At 27.9% G+C, this 18,348-nt stretch carries 18 protein-coding genes; 6 read left to right on the top strand and 12 right to left on the bottom strand.

What is annotated here, in order from left to right:
* Nucleotides 1-7 precede the first annotated feature (7 nt).
* The gene (locus ASUIS_RS06145) at nucleotides 8-1,822 is read right to left on the bottom strand and encodes a TolC family protein (RefSeq protein ID WP_118886192.1); all 1,815 of its coding nucleotides are present in this window, start codon (nucleotides 1,820-1,822) and stop codon (nucleotides 8-10) included.
* 158 nt (nucleotides 1,823-1,980) lie between these two features.
* On the opposite strand from ASUIS_RS06145, the gene ASUIS_RS06140 reads away from it, so the two are divergent.
* From ASUIS_RS06140 to ASUIS_RS06130, 3 genes are read left to right on the top strand one after another with little or no spacing between them, the layout of a single operon-like run.
* A complete protein-coding gene (locus ASUIS_RS06140; RefSeq protein ID WP_118886191.1) occupies nucleotides 1,981-2,655 on the top strand; it encodes a response regulator transcription factor in 675 nt (224 codons plus the stop codon).
* Nucleotides 2,656-2,671: 16 nt separating this feature from the next.
* Nucleotides 2,672-5,881 (top strand): ABC transporter substrate-binding protein, encoded by a 3,210-nt coding sequence (locus ASUIS_RS06135; protein WP_118886190.1) that lies wholly within the window; start codon nucleotides 2,672-2,674, stop codon nucleotides 5,879-5,881.
* A gap of 43 nt (nucleotides 5,882-5,924) precedes the next feature.
* A complete protein-coding gene (locus ASUIS_RS06130; protein ID WP_118886189.1) occupies nucleotides 5,925-6,419 on the top strand; it encodes a type II toxin-antitoxin system antitoxin SocA domain-containing protein in 495 nt (164 codons plus the stop codon).
* A 27-nt stretch (nucleotides 6,420-6,446) separates the two neighbouring features.
* Here the strand turns inward: ASUIS_RS06130 and guaB are convergent, their stop codons facing one another.
* The 8 genes from guaB to rpmJ form a co-directional block, all read right to left on the bottom strand.
* Entirely contained in the window at nucleotides 6,447-7,892 is a 1,446-nt protein-coding gene (gene guaB, locus ASUIS_RS06125) for an IMP dehydrogenase (protein WP_118886188.1), read from the bottom strand.
* Between the two features lie 20 nt (nucleotides 7,893-7,912).
* Nucleotides 7,913-9,274, bottom strand: a complete 1,362-nt coding sequence (gene gatA / locus ASUIS_RS06120; protein ID WP_192894438.1) for an Asp-tRNA(Asn)/Glu-tRNA(Gln) amidotransferase subunit GatA — start codon at nucleotides 9,272-9,274, stop codon at nucleotides 7,913-7,915.
* 172 nt (nucleotides 9,275-9,446) lie between these two features.
* Nucleotides 9,447-9,797, bottom strand: a complete 351-nt coding sequence (rplQ, locus tag ASUIS_RS06115) for a 50S ribosomal protein L17 (RefSeq protein WP_118886187.1) — start codon at nucleotides 9,795-9,797, stop codon at nucleotides 9,447-9,449.
* Between the two features lie 13 nt (nucleotides 9,798-9,810).
* Nucleotides 9,811-10,809: a DNA-directed RNA polymerase subunit alpha gene (locus ASUIS_RS06110; protein WP_118886186.1), complete on the bottom strand. Its 999-nt coding sequence runs from the start codon at nucleotides 10,807-10,809 to the stop codon at nucleotides 9,811-9,813.
* Nucleotides 10,810-10,826: 17 nt separating this feature from the next.
* Nucleotides 10,827-11,453, bottom strand: a complete 627-nt coding sequence (gene rpsD, locus ASUIS_RS06105) for a 30S ribosomal protein S4 (RefSeq protein ID WP_118886185.1) — start codon at nucleotides 11,451-11,453, stop codon at nucleotides 10,827-10,829.
* A 10-nt stretch (nucleotides 11,454-11,463) separates the two neighbouring features.
* The gene (gene rpsK / locus ASUIS_RS06100; RefSeq protein ID WP_118886184.1) at nucleotides 11,464-11,856 is read right to left on the bottom strand and encodes a 30S ribosomal protein S11; all 393 of its coding nucleotides are present in this window, start codon (nucleotides 11,854-11,856) and stop codon (nucleotides 11,464-11,466) included.
* A gap of 10 nt (nucleotides 11,857-11,866) precedes the next feature.
* A complete protein-coding gene (rpsM, locus tag ASUIS_RS06095; protein ID WP_118886183.1) occupies nucleotides 11,867-12,235 on the bottom strand; it encodes a 30S ribosomal protein S13 in 369 nt (122 codons plus the stop codon).
* Nucleotides 12,236-12,240: 5 nt separating this feature from the next.
* Nucleotides 12,241-12,354, bottom strand: a complete 114-nt coding sequence (gene rpmJ, locus ASUIS_RS06090; protein ID WP_014474483.1) for a 50S ribosomal protein L36 — start codon at nucleotides 12,352-12,354, stop codon at nucleotides 12,241-12,243.
* A gap of 258 nt (nucleotides 12,355-12,612) precedes the next feature.
* Between rpmJ and ASUIS_RS06085 the strand changes: the two genes are divergently transcribed.
* Nucleotides 12,613-12,975, top strand: coding sequence for an HIT family protein (locus tag ASUIS_RS06085; RefSeq protein WP_118886182.1), 363 nt, complete (start codon nucleotides 12,613-12,615; stop codon nucleotides 12,973-12,975).
* 16 nt (nucleotides 12,976-12,991) lie between these two features.
* Here the strand turns inward: ASUIS_RS06085 and ASUIS_RS06080 are convergent, their stop codons facing one another.
* From ASUIS_RS06080 to ASUIS_RS06070, 3 genes are all read right to left on the bottom strand, one after another.
* Nucleotides 12,992-13,921 carry an exopolyphosphatase gene (locus ASUIS_RS06080; RefSeq protein ID WP_118887648.1) on the bottom strand — a complete coding sequence of 310 codons (930 nt, stop codon included), beginning with the start codon at nucleotides 13,919-13,921 and terminating at the stop codon, nucleotides 12,992-12,994.
* Between the two features lie 104 nt (nucleotides 13,922-14,025).
* Complete coding sequence (gene leuB / locus ASUIS_RS06075; protein ID WP_118886181.1) at nucleotides 14,026-15,093, bottom strand: 3-isopropylmalate dehydrogenase; 1,068 nt, start codon at nucleotides 15,091-15,093, stop codon at nucleotides 14,026-14,028.
* Nucleotides 15,093-15,596, bottom strand: a complete 504-nt coding sequence (locus ASUIS_RS06070; RefSeq protein WP_118886180.1) for a 3-isopropylmalate dehydratase small subunit — start codon at nucleotides 15,594-15,596, stop codon at nucleotides 15,093-15,095. The genes leuB and ASUIS_RS06070 overlap by 1 nt, the downstream gene beginning before the upstream one ends.
* Nucleotides 15,597-15,772: 176 nt before the next feature.
* Between ASUIS_RS06070 and rpoD the strand changes: the two genes are divergently transcribed.
* Entirely contained in the window at nucleotides 15,773-17,659 is a 1,887-nt protein-coding gene (gene rpoD / locus ASUIS_RS06065; RefSeq protein WP_118886179.1) for an RNA polymerase sigma factor RpoD, read from the top strand.
* 4 nt (nucleotides 17,660-17,663) lie between these two features.
* Nucleotides 17,664-18,344 (top strand): hypothetical protein, encoded by a 681-nt coding sequence (locus ASUIS_RS06060; protein ID WP_118886178.1) that lies wholly within the window; start codon nucleotides 17,664-17,666, stop codon nucleotides 18,342-18,344.
* The last annotated feature ends 4 nt before the right edge of the window (nucleotides 18,345-18,348 follow it).

Raw genomic sequence — 18,348 nt, 5'->3', positions numbered from 1 at the left:
TAACCTTTTATTTAAACTTAACTCTGTTATTTTCAACTAACCAATAATTTTCTATAACTATAGCTTTTACTGATACTTTATTGTCTTTTGCAATTTTTGATATGTCATCAGATTTTTTTACAACATATTTATTTCCATTAATTAAAAGTGTTTCACCTGTATGTATTTTAATTTTTGAATCATAAAAATTCCTATTATAAAAACTATCATCAATTTTTGTTTGAGTTTTTTTAGGAGTTTGTTCAGCTTTTACAACTGGTAAAATAGAAGTTTCGGTTATAGTATCTTGAACTACATTTTGTTCTTCTGCTTCATTAACTTCTAAAACTGGTGCAGAATTTTGGTTTTGTTCTACTTTTTGAACTTCTTCTTTTACTAATACTTTAGAACTATTTTTATCATCAATACCTAATGAAGCAAAAATTCTTCCATAACTATTTTGAACATTAGCATATGAAGATGAATATCTAAGAGTTGCTAAAATATTGTTCAATTTTTCTTTAATTAAAATCAATCTTCCATTAACATTTAAATCATTTTCAACTTGTGTTAAAGTATAAATATCATCGGCAACAGTCAAATAATCTTTAGATAATAAATACTCTTTTTTAGCTTGATTAAATTTAACTATAGATAAATGTACTTGTGATAATACAGCCATTGATAAAGCTAATTTTTGTTCTTTTGCAACTTCAATTTGTGTTTTTGCAACTTTATTATTTGTACTTGCTTTAAAAACATTTAATAAATTCCAAGAAACATTAGCACCATAAGAATACCAATCATTATTTAATAAATAGTCACTATTTTCGTAAGATAATGAAGTGCTTAAATTAATTCCTGGTAACATTTTTAATTTTGCAGCTGTTAATTCTTTTTCAGAGATTCTTTCTTGGTATCTACTTTCAGCTAATTCTGGTCTATTTTCTAAAGCTAAAACTTCCATTGTTTCAAGACTCATATTAAGTTCTGGAATTTGATAATCTTTTTCAACTTTATCTGCTAATTCAAACTCTATTCCTGGTTTTAATCCCATTAATTCTGCTAATTCTACTTTTGCAGAAATTAAACTACTCTCTAAAGTATGTAGTGATCTTAAAATATCAAGTAATTCTCTTTGATAAGATAATGATTCCATTGGAGTTTTTCCAACTCTTTGGTTTTGTACTTGTTTAGAATCATCTAAAGCTTTTGTAACTTCAGCCATCATAGGTTGAATTCTTTTTAATAAATCTTGTGAAGAAACCGCTTGATAATATGCTCTTCTTATTTCTTGAGTAAGATTATGTTCTACTTTTTTCTCTTTTTCTTTTGCAATTAAAAATTTATCAGCTTGTTGTTGAGCTCTAACATAAGATAATCCAAAATCTAAAATATTCCATCCAAATGTTATATCACCTGTAACTCTTTCTTTTTCTTGAGAAACTGAATATGAAGGATTTGAACCTAAAGGTTGTGGTTCTCCATTTATGAATGATGTACTTGCACTTGCAGCATAATTATTTCTTTCAGAATATCCAGCAGCAGTTGTAAGACTTGGTAACATATCATAATATACCAAATCTAATTGTTGTTGAGATAATGCACTTTCAAGTACTTTTACTTTTTTTGTTAAATTATGGTCAAGTCCTCTTTGTATTGCTTCATCTAATGAAATAGCTTTTGTTACGGGTTGAACCACTTCACTTAAAACAGATAAATCTTTTTCAACTTGTTTTTTAACATCTTCTTTTAACATAGGTTCAGGAGTTACTGCACAACCTGTTATTACAAAAGAAGCAACAACAGAAATAACTATACTTCTAGAAACTTTTTTCAACATATTTAGCCCTTATTTTTTCTTGTTTAAAAGATAATAACATTTATTATTCTCAATAAAATCTTAATTCTTATAAACTTAAGTTAAATTATGAGATACGAATGAGATTTGTATATAATATTATTTCTCAAAATTTAAGTAAAATAACAACAAGGTGAAAAATGAAGTTTTTAGGAGATAAAAATCTTTTACTTTTAGAAGATAGCGATGAATTTATAGAAAATGCTATATCTTTATTTAATATGTTTGTAAAAACAACTTTTGTAGCAAAAAATATAAAAGAAGCATTCAAGATTTTGGAAAATGAAAACATTGATTTAATAATCTCAGATATTCATCTAAAAAAAGAATCTGGATTAGATTTTATAGAAGAAATTAGAAAAACAAACAATGAAATACCAATACTTATACTTTCAGGTTATAAAGATGAAGATTTATTATTTAAGGCTATGTCACTAAATTTAAGTGCCTATTTACTTAAACCTATAAATTTTAAAGCTTTAATGGAAGCTTTTGAAAAATGTGAAAATAAAATAAAATTTAATAATCAAGCAATAGTAGAATTAAAAGATGGTTTCAAATATGATAAAGAGCTAAAAAGAATTATAAAAACTAATGAAATTTATGAACTAAATAAAAAAGAGATTCTTTTTTTTGAAATGTTATGTGAAAATAAAAAAAGAATAATTACTAAAGATATGTTTATAAAATTTGTTTATGAATATGAACCTATGAGTGATAGTGCCTTAAATAACTTTATATTAAGAATAAGAAAAAGATTTGGTAAGAATTTTTTATATACTATTCCTGATATTGGTTATAAAATGATAATCTAAATAAAAAGAAGAGAAATTGAGAAGAATAATAAAGGGAAGTATTTTAATATTCCTAATAATAAATAATTTTTTATTTGCAAACCAAACAGATGAATTAAAAAAAGTAACTTTACGGCTTGAGTGGAAGCATCAGTTTGAGTTTGCTGGGTTTTATGCTGCTATTGAAAAAGGTTATTACAAAGATGTTGGTCTTGAGCTTGAAATAAGAGAGTTTCAAGAAGGTGTTAACATTACTCAAGAAGTCTTAAGTGGAAATGCTACTTTTGGAATATCTTCTTCTGCTTTGATTTTAGAAAAACTCAATAAAAAACCTGTTGTTTTAATTGCTTCATATTTTAAGCAAAATGCTCTTGCCCTTGTTACTAAACCAAATATTAAAACTCCTGCTGATTTAAAGAATAAAAAGATTATGGCTGTTGATTGGGAAATGGGACATACAAGTTTAGGGGTAATATTAAAAGATGCTGGAATTACTTCAAATGATTATACTTTAGTAAACCATGATTTTAAGGTTGACAAGTTTGTAAATGGAGAAGTTGATGCTATGAGTGTATTTATAACTTCACAACCTTATGAGCTTGATAAATTAGGAGTAAAGTACAATATTTTAAATCCAGCTAATTTTGGAATTTATTCTTATGATGTTGAGCTTTTTACAAGTGAAGATGTAATAAATTCTGATATGCAAAAGGTTAAAAACTTTGTTGAAGCTACAAATAAAGGTTGGGAATATGCTTTTAAAAATAAAGAAGAGATAGTTGAGTTAATTTATAATAAGTATTCAAAAAGAAAAACAAAAGAGTCTTTATTATTTGAAGCTAATCAAACAGAAAAGATATTTAAAACAAATGTATTTAAAATAGGAGCAATTGCTCCTGAGTTAATTAAACTAAATGCAGATATGTATACAAATTTAGATTTAGTTGATAAAGATTATGACATTACTACTATATTAAACAACTACTATTTTGATATAAACAATAAAATACAAACTATATTAACAAATGAAGAAAAGAACTATATTAAAAACTCTATTATAAAAGTACATAATGAATTAAACTGGCCACCTTTTAATTATAATATAAATGGAAAAGCAACAGGTTATTCAATAGATTATATGAATCTATTAGCTTTAAAAGTTGGATTAAATGTTGAATATATCTCAGGACCAAATTGGAATGATTTTTTAGAACTGATGAAAGATAATAAACTTGATGTTATGTTAAATATTGCAAAGACAGAAGATAGGGAGAAGTATTTAAATTTTACAACACCTTATTTAAAAGCAGTGGATAGTGTATTTGTAAGAAAAGAAGTAAATAATTTAAAAAGTTTAGATGATTTTAAAGGAAAAACTATAGCTGTAATAGAAGGTTTTTATGAAGAAGAACTTTTTAAAAAGTATTATCCAGAGATAAGATTATTATTAGTAAAAGATTCATTAGAAGGACTTAAAAAGTTAGCATTTAAAGAAGTAGATGGGTTTGTAGATAGTTTTGCAGTTGCGAATTATTTTATAGAAAACAATTTTATAATAAATTTAAAACCAGCATTTGAGATAAAAGACCAAAGATTTAATTTATCAATGGGATTAGCAACAAATAAAGAGAATAAATTATTACAAGAGATTTTAGATAAAGCAAAAAAAGAGATAACAGTAGAAGAAGAGTTTGAATTAAAAAGAAAATGGATAAATACAAATAATATAGGAGCAAAAAGTACAATACCTTTTAGTGTGGAAGAGGAGGATTATTTATCAACAAAAAAAGTAATAACCATGTGTGTAGACCCAGACTGGGAGCCATTTGAAATATTAGATAAAGATGGTAAACATGTGGGAATTGCAGCAGATATTATAAAATTAATTACTTCAAAATTAGGGATAGAAATAAAGATTATTCCAACAAAAACATGGGAAGAGAGTATTGAATTTTCCAAAGCAAAGAAGTGTGATATATTAAGTTTTTTAAATCAAACTCCGCAGAGGGAATCTTGGCTTACTTTTACTAAGCCTATCTTTCAAGATCCTAATGTGATTATAGCAAGAAATGAATTTCCACAAATCAAAGATTTATCATCATTAGAAAATAAAACTATTGCTATTCCTTCAAATACGGCCATGTATGAATTTTTTGAAAAAGATTTTCCTAATCTGACTATTGTACAAGTACAAACAGAACAAGAAGCTTTTTCTTTGGTAGAAAATAATAAAGTTGATATGACTGTTCGATCTTTAATAATTGCAGCATATAGTATAAAAAAAGAGAATTTATTTAATCTTAAAATAATAGCTCAACCAATAAAATACAAAAATATGCTCAGAATGGGAATAATAAAAGAAGAACCTATTTTAAAAGATATTTTAAATAAAGCAATAAAAAAGATTACAAACGAAGAAATAGATCAAATAATAAACCGTCATGTTTCAATAAAAATCCCAGATAATAATGAAAATCTAATGATATTTATCTACATTTTAATACTTATCTTACTAATAATTGCCATAATTTTATTATGGAATTACCAACTAAGAAAAAGAATTGCTGAAGAAATTAAAAAAAATTTATTACATCAAGAATTAATGTTTAAACAAAATAAAAAAGCAGAATTAGGAAACCTAATAGGAAATATATCCCATCAATGGAGAGATTCACTTACAAAAATTGGATATATTAATCTAAATATAAGAGCTAGAATATTACAAAAAAAAGAGATTTCAAATAAATTTTTAGATGAAAGCACTGATCAAATAGAAAAAAGTTTAGATTTTATGTCAGAAACTATGCAAAATTTTTTAGATTATTATAAACCATCTTCAAATATATCTAATTTTGAAGTATATGATTCTATAAAAAGTGCATTAACTATTATTGATACAAAAATAAAATATAGTAATTTAGAAATAATCTTTCATGGAGACTTTAGTGTAAAAATTGAAGGTATTAGAAATGAATGGATGCAAGTTTGGATAAATCTTATAATAAATACTATTAACATAGTATCAAAAAGAGAAATCCAAAATCCAAAATTATTTATAAACATAGAAAATTCTCAAATAGTATTTGAAGATAATTGTGGAAATATAGAAAATGAAATACTAGAACAAATAAACAAAAATGATTTTAAAGGACTAGGAATAAAAATGTCAAAAGAGATTGCATCAAAAAATGGTAAAAATATGATAATAAAAAATGGCAAGGAAGGTGCAATTTTTAAATTCATTTAAAATAGATATTGTATACTTCGAGCATTAAAATAAAGGAAAGTCTTTGAATATAGATATGACAAAAGTAGCAAATGTAATTTTATATATGTTACATAAACAAGTAAAACACTTAAACGATAAAAAAGTAGCAATAATGCTTTTTTTAATGGATTTTAATCATCAAAAATTTTGTGCTCAAAAGATATTTAATGAAACTTATATAAAAGGTTCAAGACATCCTGAACCTGTGATTGTTAGTGAACTTTTTGATATTGTTGCAAATGAAGAAGATTTAGAAGAAGATGATGAAAGAATCTTTTTAATGCAAGAATTATTGGATTATTTAGATATTGAAGTTGTTGAAAAAGAAAAATTCATAGAACTAAATTTTATAAAAATGGAAGAAGAGTTTGATGAATCAATATTCTCAAAAGATGAATTAAAAACAATAAATAAGATTGTTACAGAATACAAAGATACAAGTTCAAGAAATATTGCAAATGATTGTTTTAAAATAGATGAAGTAAGAGCAACAGCAAAAGGTGAAGTAATTATTTAACAAAAAGAGGTTTAATAACCTCTTTTTTTAAATATGATAGTTTGGTGCTTCGTTTGTGATTGTTACATCGTGAACATGAGATTCTCTTAATCCTGCACTTGTAATTTCAACAAACTCTGCTCTTTCTTGGAAAGTTGGAATATCTTTACTTCCTAAATATCCCATAGAACTTCGTAATCCTCCAACCATTTGGTGAATAATATCTGAAATTGTTCCTCTATATGGAACCATTCCTTCAATTCCTTCAGGTACAAGTTTATCAGCAGCCGTTCCTTCTTGGAAATATCTATCTGTACTTCCTTTAGTCATAGCTCCAATTGAACCCATTCCTCTGTAAGTTTTAAACTTTCTTCCATGTGATAATACAACTTCACCTGGACTCTCTTCAGTTCCAGCTAATGCACTTCCCATCATAACGCAACTTGCACCTACTGCTAATGCTTTTGCAACATCACCAGAGTATTTAATTCCACCATCAGCAATAATTGGAGTTCCAGTTTTTGCACCCTCAGCTGCACACTCGTCAATAGCAGAAATTTGAGGAACACCAACACCTGCAACAATTCTTGTTGTACAAATACTTCCAGGTCCAATCCCAACTTTTACAGCATCAGCACCACAAGCAATTAAATCAGCAGTAGCTTCAGCAGTAGCAACGTTTCCAGCAATTATTTGAACATCCATTTCAGCTTTGATAGCTTTTACAGTATCCAAAATACCTCTTGAGTGACCATGAGCTGAATCTAAAACTAAAACATCAACACCAATTGCAACTAAAGCTCTTGCACGGTCAAGTTGACCAACACCAATAGCAGCCCCAACTCTTAATCTTCCAAATTCATCTTTATTTGCATTTGGATATTCTCTTTTTTTGTTTATATCTTTTATTGTAATTAATCCAATAAGTCTATTTTCATCATTTACAATTGGTAGTTTTTCAATTTTATTTGCATGCATAATATCAGCAGCTTCTTCTAAAGTTGTTCCTTCACGAGCTGTAATTAATGGCATAGTAGTCATTTTATCTTTTGCTTTTTGAGTGAAATCTTTTGTAAATCTCATATCTCTATTTGTTAAAATTCCAACTAAAATATTGTAATCATCAACAACAGGAACTCCAGAAATTTTATAAGAAGCCATAATATCTTCTGCATCTTGTAAAGTTTGTTCTGGTTTAATAGTAATTGGGTCTATAATCATTCCTGATTCAGATTTTTTAACTTTTTTACACTGTAAAACTTGAGCTTCAATATCCATATTTTTGTGAATAATTCCAATTCCACCAAGTCTTGCCATTGCAATTGCTGCTTCATATTCAGTCACTGTATCCATTGCTGCACTTACAAAAGGAATATTTAAATCTATTTTTTTAGTAAGTTTAGTTTTAGTACAAACTTCTTTTGGTAAAATCTCTGATTTTGCAGGTACTAATAACACATCCTCGAAAGTTAATGCTCTTTTTCTTATTCTCATTTTTTAATCCTAGTTAATATTTATTTAATATAGTTAATAGCTTTTTCTAAAGATAAAGCACCGTCAAATAATGTTTGTTCATCATACGCTTTTGCAATAAATTGAAGACCAACTGGCATTCCATCTTCATCTTTATCAACAGGCAATGAAAGAGCAGGAAGTCCAGCAAGATTTATAGAAATCGTGTAAATATCACTTAAATACATCTCTAATGAAGTTTTAAATGAACCAAATTTTGGTGCAGTTGTTGGAGCCACTGGAGATAAAATCAAGTCAGCTTCAGCAAAAATTGCTGCATATTCATCTTTAATTAAATGTCTAACTTTTTGAGCTTTAATATAATATGCATCATAATATCCTGAACTTAATACAAAAGAACCTAACATAATTCTTTTTTGTACTTCATGCCCAAAACCTTGTGATTTAGTTTGAACATACATATCTTTAAGACCAGCTTCATCTTTTCTATTCCCAAATCTTACACCATCAAATCTAGCAAGATTTGCAGATGCTTCTGCCGTTGCAACGATATAATAAGTTGAAACTATTTTTTGTGTATCTAACATATTTTTATGAATTATTTTGTGACCAGCCTCTTCTAAAGCCTTAACTGCTTTTTCAAAACCTTTTTGAATAGCTGGACTTGCTTGTGATACAAAGTTATCAATAACAGCAATTGTTAATTTTTTATTTGGGTTAAGTTTTGGAGTAACCGCTTCGTAATCTACATTTGCAGAAGTTGAATCCAATGGATCATGTCCACTTATAATGTCATATAAAATAGCAGCATCTTCAACATTTTGTGTTATTGGTCCACATTGATCTAATGATGAAGAATAAGCAGTAATTCCATATCTTGAAACTCTTCCATAAGTCGGTTTCATTCCAACACAACCACAATAAGCAGCAGGTTGTCTAATACTTCCACCTGTATCAGTTCCAAGTGCAGCAATAGCGATTCCAGAAGCAACAGCAGCAGCTGAACCTCCACTACTTCCTCCTGGAACTTTTTCATTATCAACTGGATTTAAAGTTTTTCCATAACAAGAAGATTCAGTTGAACTTCCCATTGCAAATTCATCCATGTTTGTTCTACCAAATGGAGATAAACCAGCTTTTTCTAAATTATTAATTACAGTTGCATTATATGGTGAGATATAACCCTTTAAAATATTACTAGAACAAGTAATTTCCCAATTTTTAACATTAATATTATCTTTTATGGCTATTGGAATACCTATTCCAGATGTTGAAATATCTGTTGAAGTTAGTTGCTCAACATAAGCACCTATATTACTTTCTTTTATTTTTGAATTTAACTCATCTCTTAATTTTTTTATATCATCACTAGCTAAAGTTAGTGCTTCTTTTAGTGTTATCAATCGGTTCTCCTAATGATTCTACAGTTGTAGTATTACGCTGGATTTTATCTAATAAATGATTAATTTTAGGTTATAAAAAGAGGATTTAAGGAAGTTATTTTTTCATATTTATAATAAAAAAAGGGATAGAAGTAAAACTTCTATCCCTTAATAAAATGACTATATATTTCGATTATACGAAAGAAATGAATGCCATAGGTGTAGCATCACCTCTTCTAATTCTTGTTTTAATTATTGAAGTATATCCACCATTTCTACCTTGGTATTTTGGTGCAATTTCATTAATTAATTTTTTAGTAGCTTCTTTGCTTTGTAAAGCTGCAAATACATATCTATGTGTATTTAAATCAGCGTCTCTTGCAACAGTTACTAATTTTTCAATATATCTTTTTAATTCTTTTGCTTTAGGTACAGTTGTTTCGATTTTTTCTCTTTCGATAATAGCAATTGCCATATTTTTTAACAATGCTTTTCTATGAGAAGAAGTTCTACTTAACTTTCTATATCCATGCTTATGTCTCATATTAAACCCTTAATTATGCTTTTAGTTGCTCTAATTTTCTTCTTAATGCAGAAGCAACATTTTCTGGAAGTGTATTTTCAACTGGGTAACCTAGAGATTCTAATTTCTCTGCGATTTCATCATAAGATTTTTTCCCAAGATTTTTAATATTTTTTACTTCAACTTCACTCATAAGTACTAATTCACCTAAGAATTTTAGTCCAGCTCTATCTAAAGAGTTGAAACTTCTAGCACTTAAATTCAAATCATCAATTTTAATAACTAATTCTTTAAGTTCTAATGGCTCTTCACCACTTTCACTCACTGTTACTTCTGATAAATCGAAAACCTTGTTAAACACTGACATTTGAGAATACATAACAGTTACAGCTTCTTTAAAAGCAGTAATTGGAGAAATTTGTCCATTTGTTTGTATAGTAAATACAGCTTTTTCAAAGTTAGGATTATCTTCAACTAACATTTTTTCAATATCATAAACCACTTTTTTAACAGGTGTAAAGAACGCATCAATTGGAATATAATCATTTCCAACAATATCTCTAATATCTTCTGAAGGCATATAACCTATACCTTTTTGAATAATTACAGAAAATGTTAAATTACAATCACTATTAATTGTTGCTAAGTGAGCGTCTTTTGATACAATCTCAACATCAGAGTTAATAAGGTCTTCACCTTTAATTTCTCTTGGTCCGTTGAAAGAATACTCAACTACAACTTGTTCTTTATCACCATTTATTTTAAACTTAATATTCTTTAAATTTATAACAAAAATAGCTATATCTTCTAACATACCTCTTAAAGAGTCAAACTCATGTGAAGCACCTTCTATTTTTACTGCAATTGGTGCGTAACCAATTGAAGAACTTAATAGAAGTCTTCTTAAAGGGTGTGCTAAAGTAATTGCAAAACCATCTTCAAATGGATATGCTGATATTTTAGCTTCATTATCACTGATAGCCTCTATTTCAACTTCAGTTGGTAAAAACGGTGTTTCTGCAAATTTTTTCATTAACTACCTTTTACTTATTATTTAGAATATAACTCTACGATTAATCTCTCTTCAACAGGAATAACAACTTCTTCTCTAGCTGGGATTCTTGTGAAAATTCCAAATACTTTTTCTTTATCAACATTAACCCAATCAACCATTCCAGTTTGATTTGTTAATTCTAATGCTCTTACAACTTGAGGATTAGTTTTTGATTTTTCTTTGATTTCGATTTTTTGTCCAGCTTTTACTAAGAATGAAGGAATATCAACTTTTTTTCCATCAACTAAAACATGTCCATGAGTCGTAAATTGTCTAGCATTTGCTCTTGTTGTAGCAAATCCCATTCTAAATACAACATTATCTAATCTTTGTTCAATTAAAGTAATTAGGTTAGCCCCTGTATTACCTTCTCTTCTAGCTGCTTCATGGAAGTATTTTCTAAATTGTTTTTCAGAAACACCATACATAAACTTAGCTTTTTGTTTTTCTCTTAATTGTAAACCATACTCAGAAATTTTAGCTCTTCTTTGTCCGTGTTGTCCTGGAGCAAATGGTCTTTTTTCTAAAGCACTTTTACCTGATAATCTTCTCTCACCTTTAAGTCCAAGATCCGCATCAAGTCTTCTTTCGATTTTTTCTACTGGTCCTCTATATCTTGCCATTATTTACTCCTTACACTCTTCTTCTTTTAGGAGGTCTACAACCATTATGTGGTAATGGTGTAACATCTTTTAACCAAGTAACTCTAACTCCATCCATAGAACCAACTGCTTTAACAGCTGTATCTCTACCTGAACCTGGTCCTTGAATTTTAATCCCAACGTTTTTGATTCCGTGTTCCATTGCTTTCGCCATTGCATCTTCAACAGCTGCTTGTGCTGCAAATGGAGTTGATTTTTTAGAACCTTTAAATCCTAAGTTTCCAGCACTTGACCATGCGATTGCGTTTCCTGCATTATCTGTAACTGTAACCATTGTATTGTTAAAACTTGCAGCAATATGTACGATACCGTCAGCAATATTTTTTCTTACAATTTTTTTTCTAGTAACTTTTCTTTTTGCCATCTACAATCCCTTATTTAGTTGCTGCACCAACAGTTTTCTTTTTACCTTTTCTTGTTCTAGCATTAGTTTTAGTCTTTTGCCCTCTACAAGGTAAACCTTTTCTATGTCTTAACCCTCTATATGAACCTAAATCCATTAAAGCTTTAATATCCATAGCAACTTTTTTTCTTAAATCACCCTCAACCATATAGTTATCTTGGATTTCTTTTCTAATAATTGCCGCTTCGTCTTCTGTTAATTCATATGCTCTTTTGTTGTAATCAATTCCAACAGCATCTAAAATTAATCTAGAGTTATGTAATCCGATTCCGAAAATATACGTTAACGCATATTCCATTCTCTTTTTATTTGGTAAATCAACACCTGCGATTCTTGCCATGTGCCTTATCCTTGTCTCTGTTTATGTTTTTTGTTTTCGCAGATTACTCTTACGACACCTCTTCTTTTGATAACCTTACATTTATCACACATTTTCTTTACTGAAGCTCTTACTTTCATAAGTCTGTCTCCTCTTTTTTTGTGTTGTTCCACTTTCAACAGGAAAAAGCCTTAAAAAATAAATATATTTTATTTTTCAGCTTTTACCAACCCTTTATAAAATAGAAAATATTTTACAAAAACTTCCTCGATGGTTGAAAAAATGGAGTTGGATTATAATTATTTTTTGCTTAAAGCTAGTTGAATATGTTTTTTAATATAACATTTAACAGAAATTATTGTAATATTCAAAAATTATGCATATAAAAAGGATTGATTTTGTCTTTAATTTACAAAAATGAATTAATTAAAATAGAAATAGAAAACTCAGAAATACCATGGCTTAAAATATTTACTATAGAAAATATAAAAGAATTTTCAGAATGTAATACACAAACTAAACAAGAAATATTTAAATATCTTGACATTATTGAAAAAGAAATGTTAGATTATTTTAAACCAAAAAAAATAAATATCGCATCATTTGGAAATTATGTTCCTCATGTACATTTTCACATTATGGCGAGATTTGAAGAAGATTCTTATTTTCCTGAACCCATGTGGGGGAAAAAACAAAGAGATGCAAATTTAAGCCTACCCTCTTTTGAAGAGTTTTATGAAAATTTAAAAAAGAAGTTATAATTAGCTTCTTTTTAATTTAACCATCTTTATTGATTTGTTTTATTAACTCTTCTAAAACTTTACTAGAATCATTTACATCAATTTGACATCCACCGGCAGCCTCATGACCACCACCACCATATTTAAGCATCAATTCACCAACATTTGTTTTTGAAGTTTTATTTATTATTGATTTTCCTACGCTAAAAGCTACTTTTTCTTTATCTTTTGCCCACATAATGTGAACTGAAATATTTTGTTTGGAATTCATTGCATAAGTCATAAATCTATTTCCAGGATAAATAATTTCTTCATATCTGTAGTCAATTATTAACAAATTATTTTTTATAGTTGTAACTTTATTTAATTGTTCTTTAAATTCATTTTCATATTTAAAATATAAATCTATTCTTTCTTTTACATCAGGAAGTTCTATTATTTGGTCAATATTATGTTTTGCACAATATTTAATCAAATCCATCATAAGTTGATAATTTGAAATTTTAAAATCTTTGAATCTTCCCAATCCTGTTCTTGAATCCATAATAAAACTAAGTAATGCCCATGCTCGTGGATTTAAAATATCATCTTCAATAAAATCAGCACTATCTGCTTTATTCGCTCCATTCATCATACCAGTAAAATATCCTGGAAAAACATTATCACCATCATAATAGTCATAAACAACTTGCGCAGCACTTGGAGCATCCGAATCTATAATATGGTTGTCTTTTTTTTCATTTCTTAATGTTTCAGAAAAATGATGATCAAATGCTAAATAAACTCCTTCAACATAAGGTAGATTTGTAGTAATATCATTTGAAGTAACATCAATTTTTCCATCTTGCATATCTTTGGGATGAACAAATATAATTTCATCAATAATATTTAAATATGTAAGTAAAGTTCCACATACCAAACCATCCATATCACTTCTAGTAATTAATCTATATTTTTTATTCATAATTTTAGTATCCAAATTTTTGAAATTATATTAACATAGAAAAATATTAATTGTGATTAAAATGATTATTATTTTAGAAAAAGCTAAAGGAAGCAAAGCTTCCTTTATTATTTATTTATATATTTAACGATTAAATCGCCCATAGCAGTAGTATTTAAAACTTCCTTAGCATCAAATGAAGCTAAATCTTTTGTTCTATATCCATCTTTTAATGCGGCTTTTATTGATTCTTCTATCATATCAGCTGCTTTTGATTCATTTAAAGAGTATCTTAACATCATTGATGCACTTAAGATTGTTGCTATTGGATTTGCTATTCCCATTCCTGCAATATCAGGAGCTGATCCATGAATTGGCTCATAAATTGCTGTTTTATCTCCTGTTGAAGCTGATGGCAATAATCCAATTGAACCCACAACCATAGAAGCTGTATCAGAAAGAATATCTCCAAAAATATTTCCAGTTACAATAACATCAAACTGTTTTGGATTTCTTACAAGTTGCATAGCTGCATTATCCACATACATATGAGAAAGTGTAACTTCTGGATAATCTTTTGATAATTCATTCATTGTATCTCTCCAAAGTTGAGAAACTTCTAATACATTTGCTTTATCAACAGAACAAACTCTTTTATCTCTTTTCATTGCAAGTTCAAATGCTTGTTTACCTATTCTTATAATTTCTGGTTTTGTATAAACCATTGTGTTATAAGCTTTAAATCCATCGTTTGCTCTTGGTTGACCAAAATAAATTCCACCAATTAACTCTCGAACAACCATAATATCACAGCCTTGAATTACTTCAGGTTTTAAAGTTGATGCATTTACTAATTCATCATAAACAATAGCAGGTCTTAAATTTGCATAAACACCCATCTCTTCTCTAAACTTTAAAAGTCCAGTTTCAGGTCTTAATTCTCTTGGTAATGTATCCCATTTTTCTCCACCAATAGAACCAAATAGACAAGCATCAGAATCTAAAACACCGTCAACTGTTTCTTGTGGAAGTGGAACACCAGTAGTATCAATAGCAATACCACCCATTAAATACTCTTTATAAGATAATTCAAAACCACATTTTTTAGAAACAGCATTTAATACTTTTATTGCTTCATCAACGATTTCTGGACCTATTCCATCACCTTTGATTATTGATATTTTATAGTTCTTCATTAGTGATTTCCTCTTCCCATTTCAGCTTTTGCATAATTAATTAATCCACCAGCTGCAATTAATTCTTGCATAAATGGAGGAATAGCAATAAAATCATAAGTTTTATTTGTAGTGTTGTTAGTGATTTTTCCGTTATCTAAATCGATTGAAATCTCTTCACCCTCTTTTATCTCTAAAGATTCAGGTAATTCAAAAATTGGTAATCCCATATTAAAGGCATTTCTATAAAAAATTCTTGCAAATGATGGTGCAACAACAGCAGCAACTCCAGCAGCTTTTAGTGCGATTGGAGCGTGTTCTCTACTTGAACCACAACCAAAATTCTCACCAGCAACTATAACATCACCTCTTTGCAACTTTTTAGGAAACTCAGGATCTGCATCTTCCATAACATATTTTGCTAAATGTTCAGGATCTGAACTATTTAAATATCTTGCTGCAATAATAATATCTGTATCGATATTAGCACCAAAATTCCATACTTTTCCAGTAATTTTATTCATATTTTATGTCCTTGAGTTTAATAAACTTTAAAAAGCTATTAAATATATATTTTCAAAAAGAATGGATTTTATCTAATTTTTTAGTAATATTTGTTTAAATTCTTTTTTTTTAATTAAATGTTTAACTAATTTGGGTATAATATGCGACCATCTTAGAAAGAGGATTCCCAAATACCATGAGTGTAAAAGATATAAATAAAACTATTGAACAATTAGTAAAAGAGTACAAAGAATCAGTACTTACTTACGAAAAAATTATTAAAATCTTTCCAAAAGCACCTTCAGGTCCAAACATCAAAAAACTTCTAGCTTTAATACAGTTATATAATGTAACTGTAATTAGTTCTCAAGAACAAGCAAAAAGAATGAATGCTGAAGAAGCTAAAAAAAGAAAAGAATTAAGAGAAAAGTTAATAGAGAACGAAGATGATGTTTACGATTTATTAAAAAATAAAGAGTTACTTGAGTGGTCAAGATCAGATTCTCCTGTTAGAATGTATTTAAGAGAAATGGGACAAATTCCATTACTTACTAAAGAAGAAGAGATTGAAATCTCTAAAAGAATTGAAATGGGTGAAGATATTATTCTTGATGCTATTTGTTATGTTCCATACTTAATAGATTTCATTTTAGAATACAAAGAACCTTTAGTAAATAGAGAAAGAAAAGTAAAAGAATTATTTAGAAATTTTGATGATGATGATTCGGAAAATGAAGAAGAGGATGACATTGAAGATGAAATTCTAGACGAAGAAGATGCTGAAGTTATAGATGATGATGAAAATAGTGAAAAAAATAGTGCTAAAAAATTAAAAAAACTTGATAAAAGAGCACAAACTATTATTGAAGCATTTAAAATATTAGAAAAAGCAAAAAAAGATTGGCTTAAATTTGCAGCAAAAGAGACTGCAAAATCAGATGATGAAGTTGATCAAATGACTTTTAATCTTGCAGTTGCATTCAAAAAAAGAATTTTAAAAGAAGCTCTTTTAGACTTAGGACCTACTTCTAAATTAATTACTGAAATTGTAAAAGCTATGGAAACAGCTTTAAAATCTGATACAGGTTTTGATGGTGAATTAAAAAGATTAGAGTATAAATTACCTCTATTTAATGAAACTTTATTAAAAAACCATAAAAAGATTTTAGATAATATTGTAAATTTATCAAAAGCACAAATTACAGCTATGGTTCCAGAAGCTACAATGGTTTCTAGTTATATGGAAATTAAAAAACTTTTCCAAACTAAAGAAGCTTCAAAAGGTGGATTTGACTTAGCACCTGAAGAGTTAAAAGATGTTCTTGAACAAATTAAAAGAGGTAAACAAATTACTGATACTTCTAAAACAAGAATGGCAAAATCAAATCTTAGACTTGTTGTATCTATTGCAAAAAGATATACAAATAGAGGTTTACCATTCTTGGACTTAATTCAAGAAGGAAATATTGGTCTTATGAAGGCTGTTGATAAGTTTGAGTATAAAAAAGGTTATAAATTTTCTACTTATGCAACATGGTGGATTAGACAAGCAATTTCTAGAGCAATAGCAGACCAAGCAAGAACTATTAGAATTCCTATTCACATGATTGAAACTATTAATAGAATTAATAAAATCATCAGAAAAGGTATTCAAGAAAATGGGAAAGAGCCTGATGTTGATGAAATTGCAAAAGAAGTTGGATTACCTGTTGATAAAGTTAAACAAGTAATTAAAATCACAAAAGAACCTGTATCTTTAGAAGCTCCTATTGGTAGTGATGATGATGGGAAATTTGGAGATTTTGTTCCTGATGAAAAAGCTCCAACACCTGTTGATAATATTATGAAAGAAGACTTACAAGGTCAAATTGATCAGATTTTAGGTCAATTAAATGAAAGAGAACAAGCTGTTATTAGAATGAGATTTGGTCTTATGGAAGATGCAAGTGATAGAACACTAGAAGAAATTGGAAAAGAACTTTCAGTTACAAGAGAGAGAGTTAGACAAATTGAATCAAGCGCTATTAAAAAACTTAAGCATCCAAAAGTAGGTAAAAACCTTAAAAATTACGTAGAAAGTTAATATTATGAGTTTTTTTGAAGAGTGGGTGGAATTAGATTTAAATCCAATTTTATCTTTTTCATCTAGCGCAAAAATAATTTATTCTAACTCTGAAGCTCAGTTTTTGTTAAATAGAATAAAACAAAAAGAGCTTTTCGATTTAGCTTTAACATATGCTCCAAAAACTTTTGGAGCATCAACATCTTATATTGATTTAACAATTAAAAACTATACTTTTTATGCCATAACAGTAATGTATGAAAATGAAGATGAAATTCATATGAAACTTTATAAAAGTGCTATGGTAAAAAAAGAATCAAAACTTAACATTAAAAATATCAATACAACAAATATTTTTACTTTAGTAGATTTAGCAATTTCAACAAGTAAAATAAAAAATGATATTAATTTTACAAAAAACTATGACCCTTCTATTCCTGAATTTAAATTAGATGCAAGTTCATTTATAAAAACATTAAATAATGTTTTTGAAGCCTTTAAAGATAAAGAAAATGTAACTTGTTCTATTTTATTAAAAATTGGAGAATATATTAAAATAGATAGCAAAAAATACTCTTTAATAAGTGTTGAGATTGCTGCAAATGAAAAAAGTGATTTCTCATCATTAAATATAAAAGAGACAAACTCTTTTATTTTAACTTCTGATGATACAAAAGTGACTATTGATTTACCGTTAATTCTTTAAATTT

It is taken from the genome of Arcobacter suis CECT 7833 (assembly GCF_003544815.1).
GTDB classification, from domain to species: domain Bacteria; phylum Campylobacterota; class Campylobacteria; order Campylobacterales; family Arcobacteraceae; genus Aliarcobacter; species Aliarcobacter suis.
Note: the sequence above shows the minus strand (reverse complement) of the source record. Positions and strands in the feature narration are given on the sequence as shown.

Excerpts from the sequence above, each read along its gene's own strand:
- leuB (WP_118886181.1), bottom strand. The coding sequence starts at position 15,093 with ATGAAGAACTATAAAATATCAATAATCAAAGGTGATGGAATAGGTCCA.
- rpsD (WP_118886185.1), bottom strand. The coding sequence starts at position 11,453 with ATGGCAAGATATAGAGGACCAGTAGAAAAAATCGAAAGAAGACTTGAT.
- rpmJ (WP_014474483.1), bottom strand. The coding sequence starts at position 12,354 with ATGAAAGTAAGAGCTTCAGTAAAGAAAATGTGTGATAAATGTAAGGTT.
- rplQ (WP_118886187.1), bottom strand. The coding sequence starts at position 9,797 with ATGAGACATAAGCATGGATATAGAAAGTTAAGTAGAACTTCTTCTCAT.
- guaB (WP_118886188.1), bottom strand. The coding sequence starts at position 7,892 with ATGAGAATAAGAAAAAGAGCATTAACTTTCGAGGATGTGTTATTAGTA.
- ASUIS_RS06140 (WP_118886191.1), top strand. The coding sequence starts at position 1,981 with ATGAAGTTTTTAGGAGATAAAAATCTTTTACTTTTAGAAGATAGCGAT.
- ASUIS_RS06070 (WP_118886180.1), bottom strand. The coding sequence starts at position 15,596 with ATGAATAAAATTACTGGAAAAGTATGGAATTTTGGTGCTAATATCGAT.
- ASUIS_RS06060 (WP_118886178.1), top strand. The coding sequence starts at position 17,664 with ATGAGTTTTTTTGAAGAGTGGGTGGAATTAGATTTAAATCCAATTTTA.
- rpsM (WP_118886183.1), bottom strand. The coding sequence starts at position 12,235 with ATGGCAAGAATCGCAGGTGTTGATTTACCAAATAAAAAGAGAATGGAA.
- ASUIS_RS06110 (WP_118886186.1), bottom strand. The coding sequence starts at position 10,809 with ATGAAAAAATTTGCAGAAACACCGTTTTTACCAACTGAAGTTGAAATA.
- ASUIS_RS06145 (WP_118886192.1), bottom strand. The coding sequence starts at position 1,822 with ATGTTGAAAAAAGTTTCTAGAAGTATAGTTATTTCTGTTGTTGCTTCT.
- rpsK (WP_118886184.1), bottom strand. The coding sequence starts at position 11,856 with ATGGCAAAAAGAAAAGTTACTAGAAAAAAAATTGTAAGAAAAAATATT.
- rpoD (WP_118886179.1), top strand. The coding sequence starts at position 15,773 with ATGAGTGTAAAAGATATAAATAAAACTATTGAACAATTAGTAAAAGAG.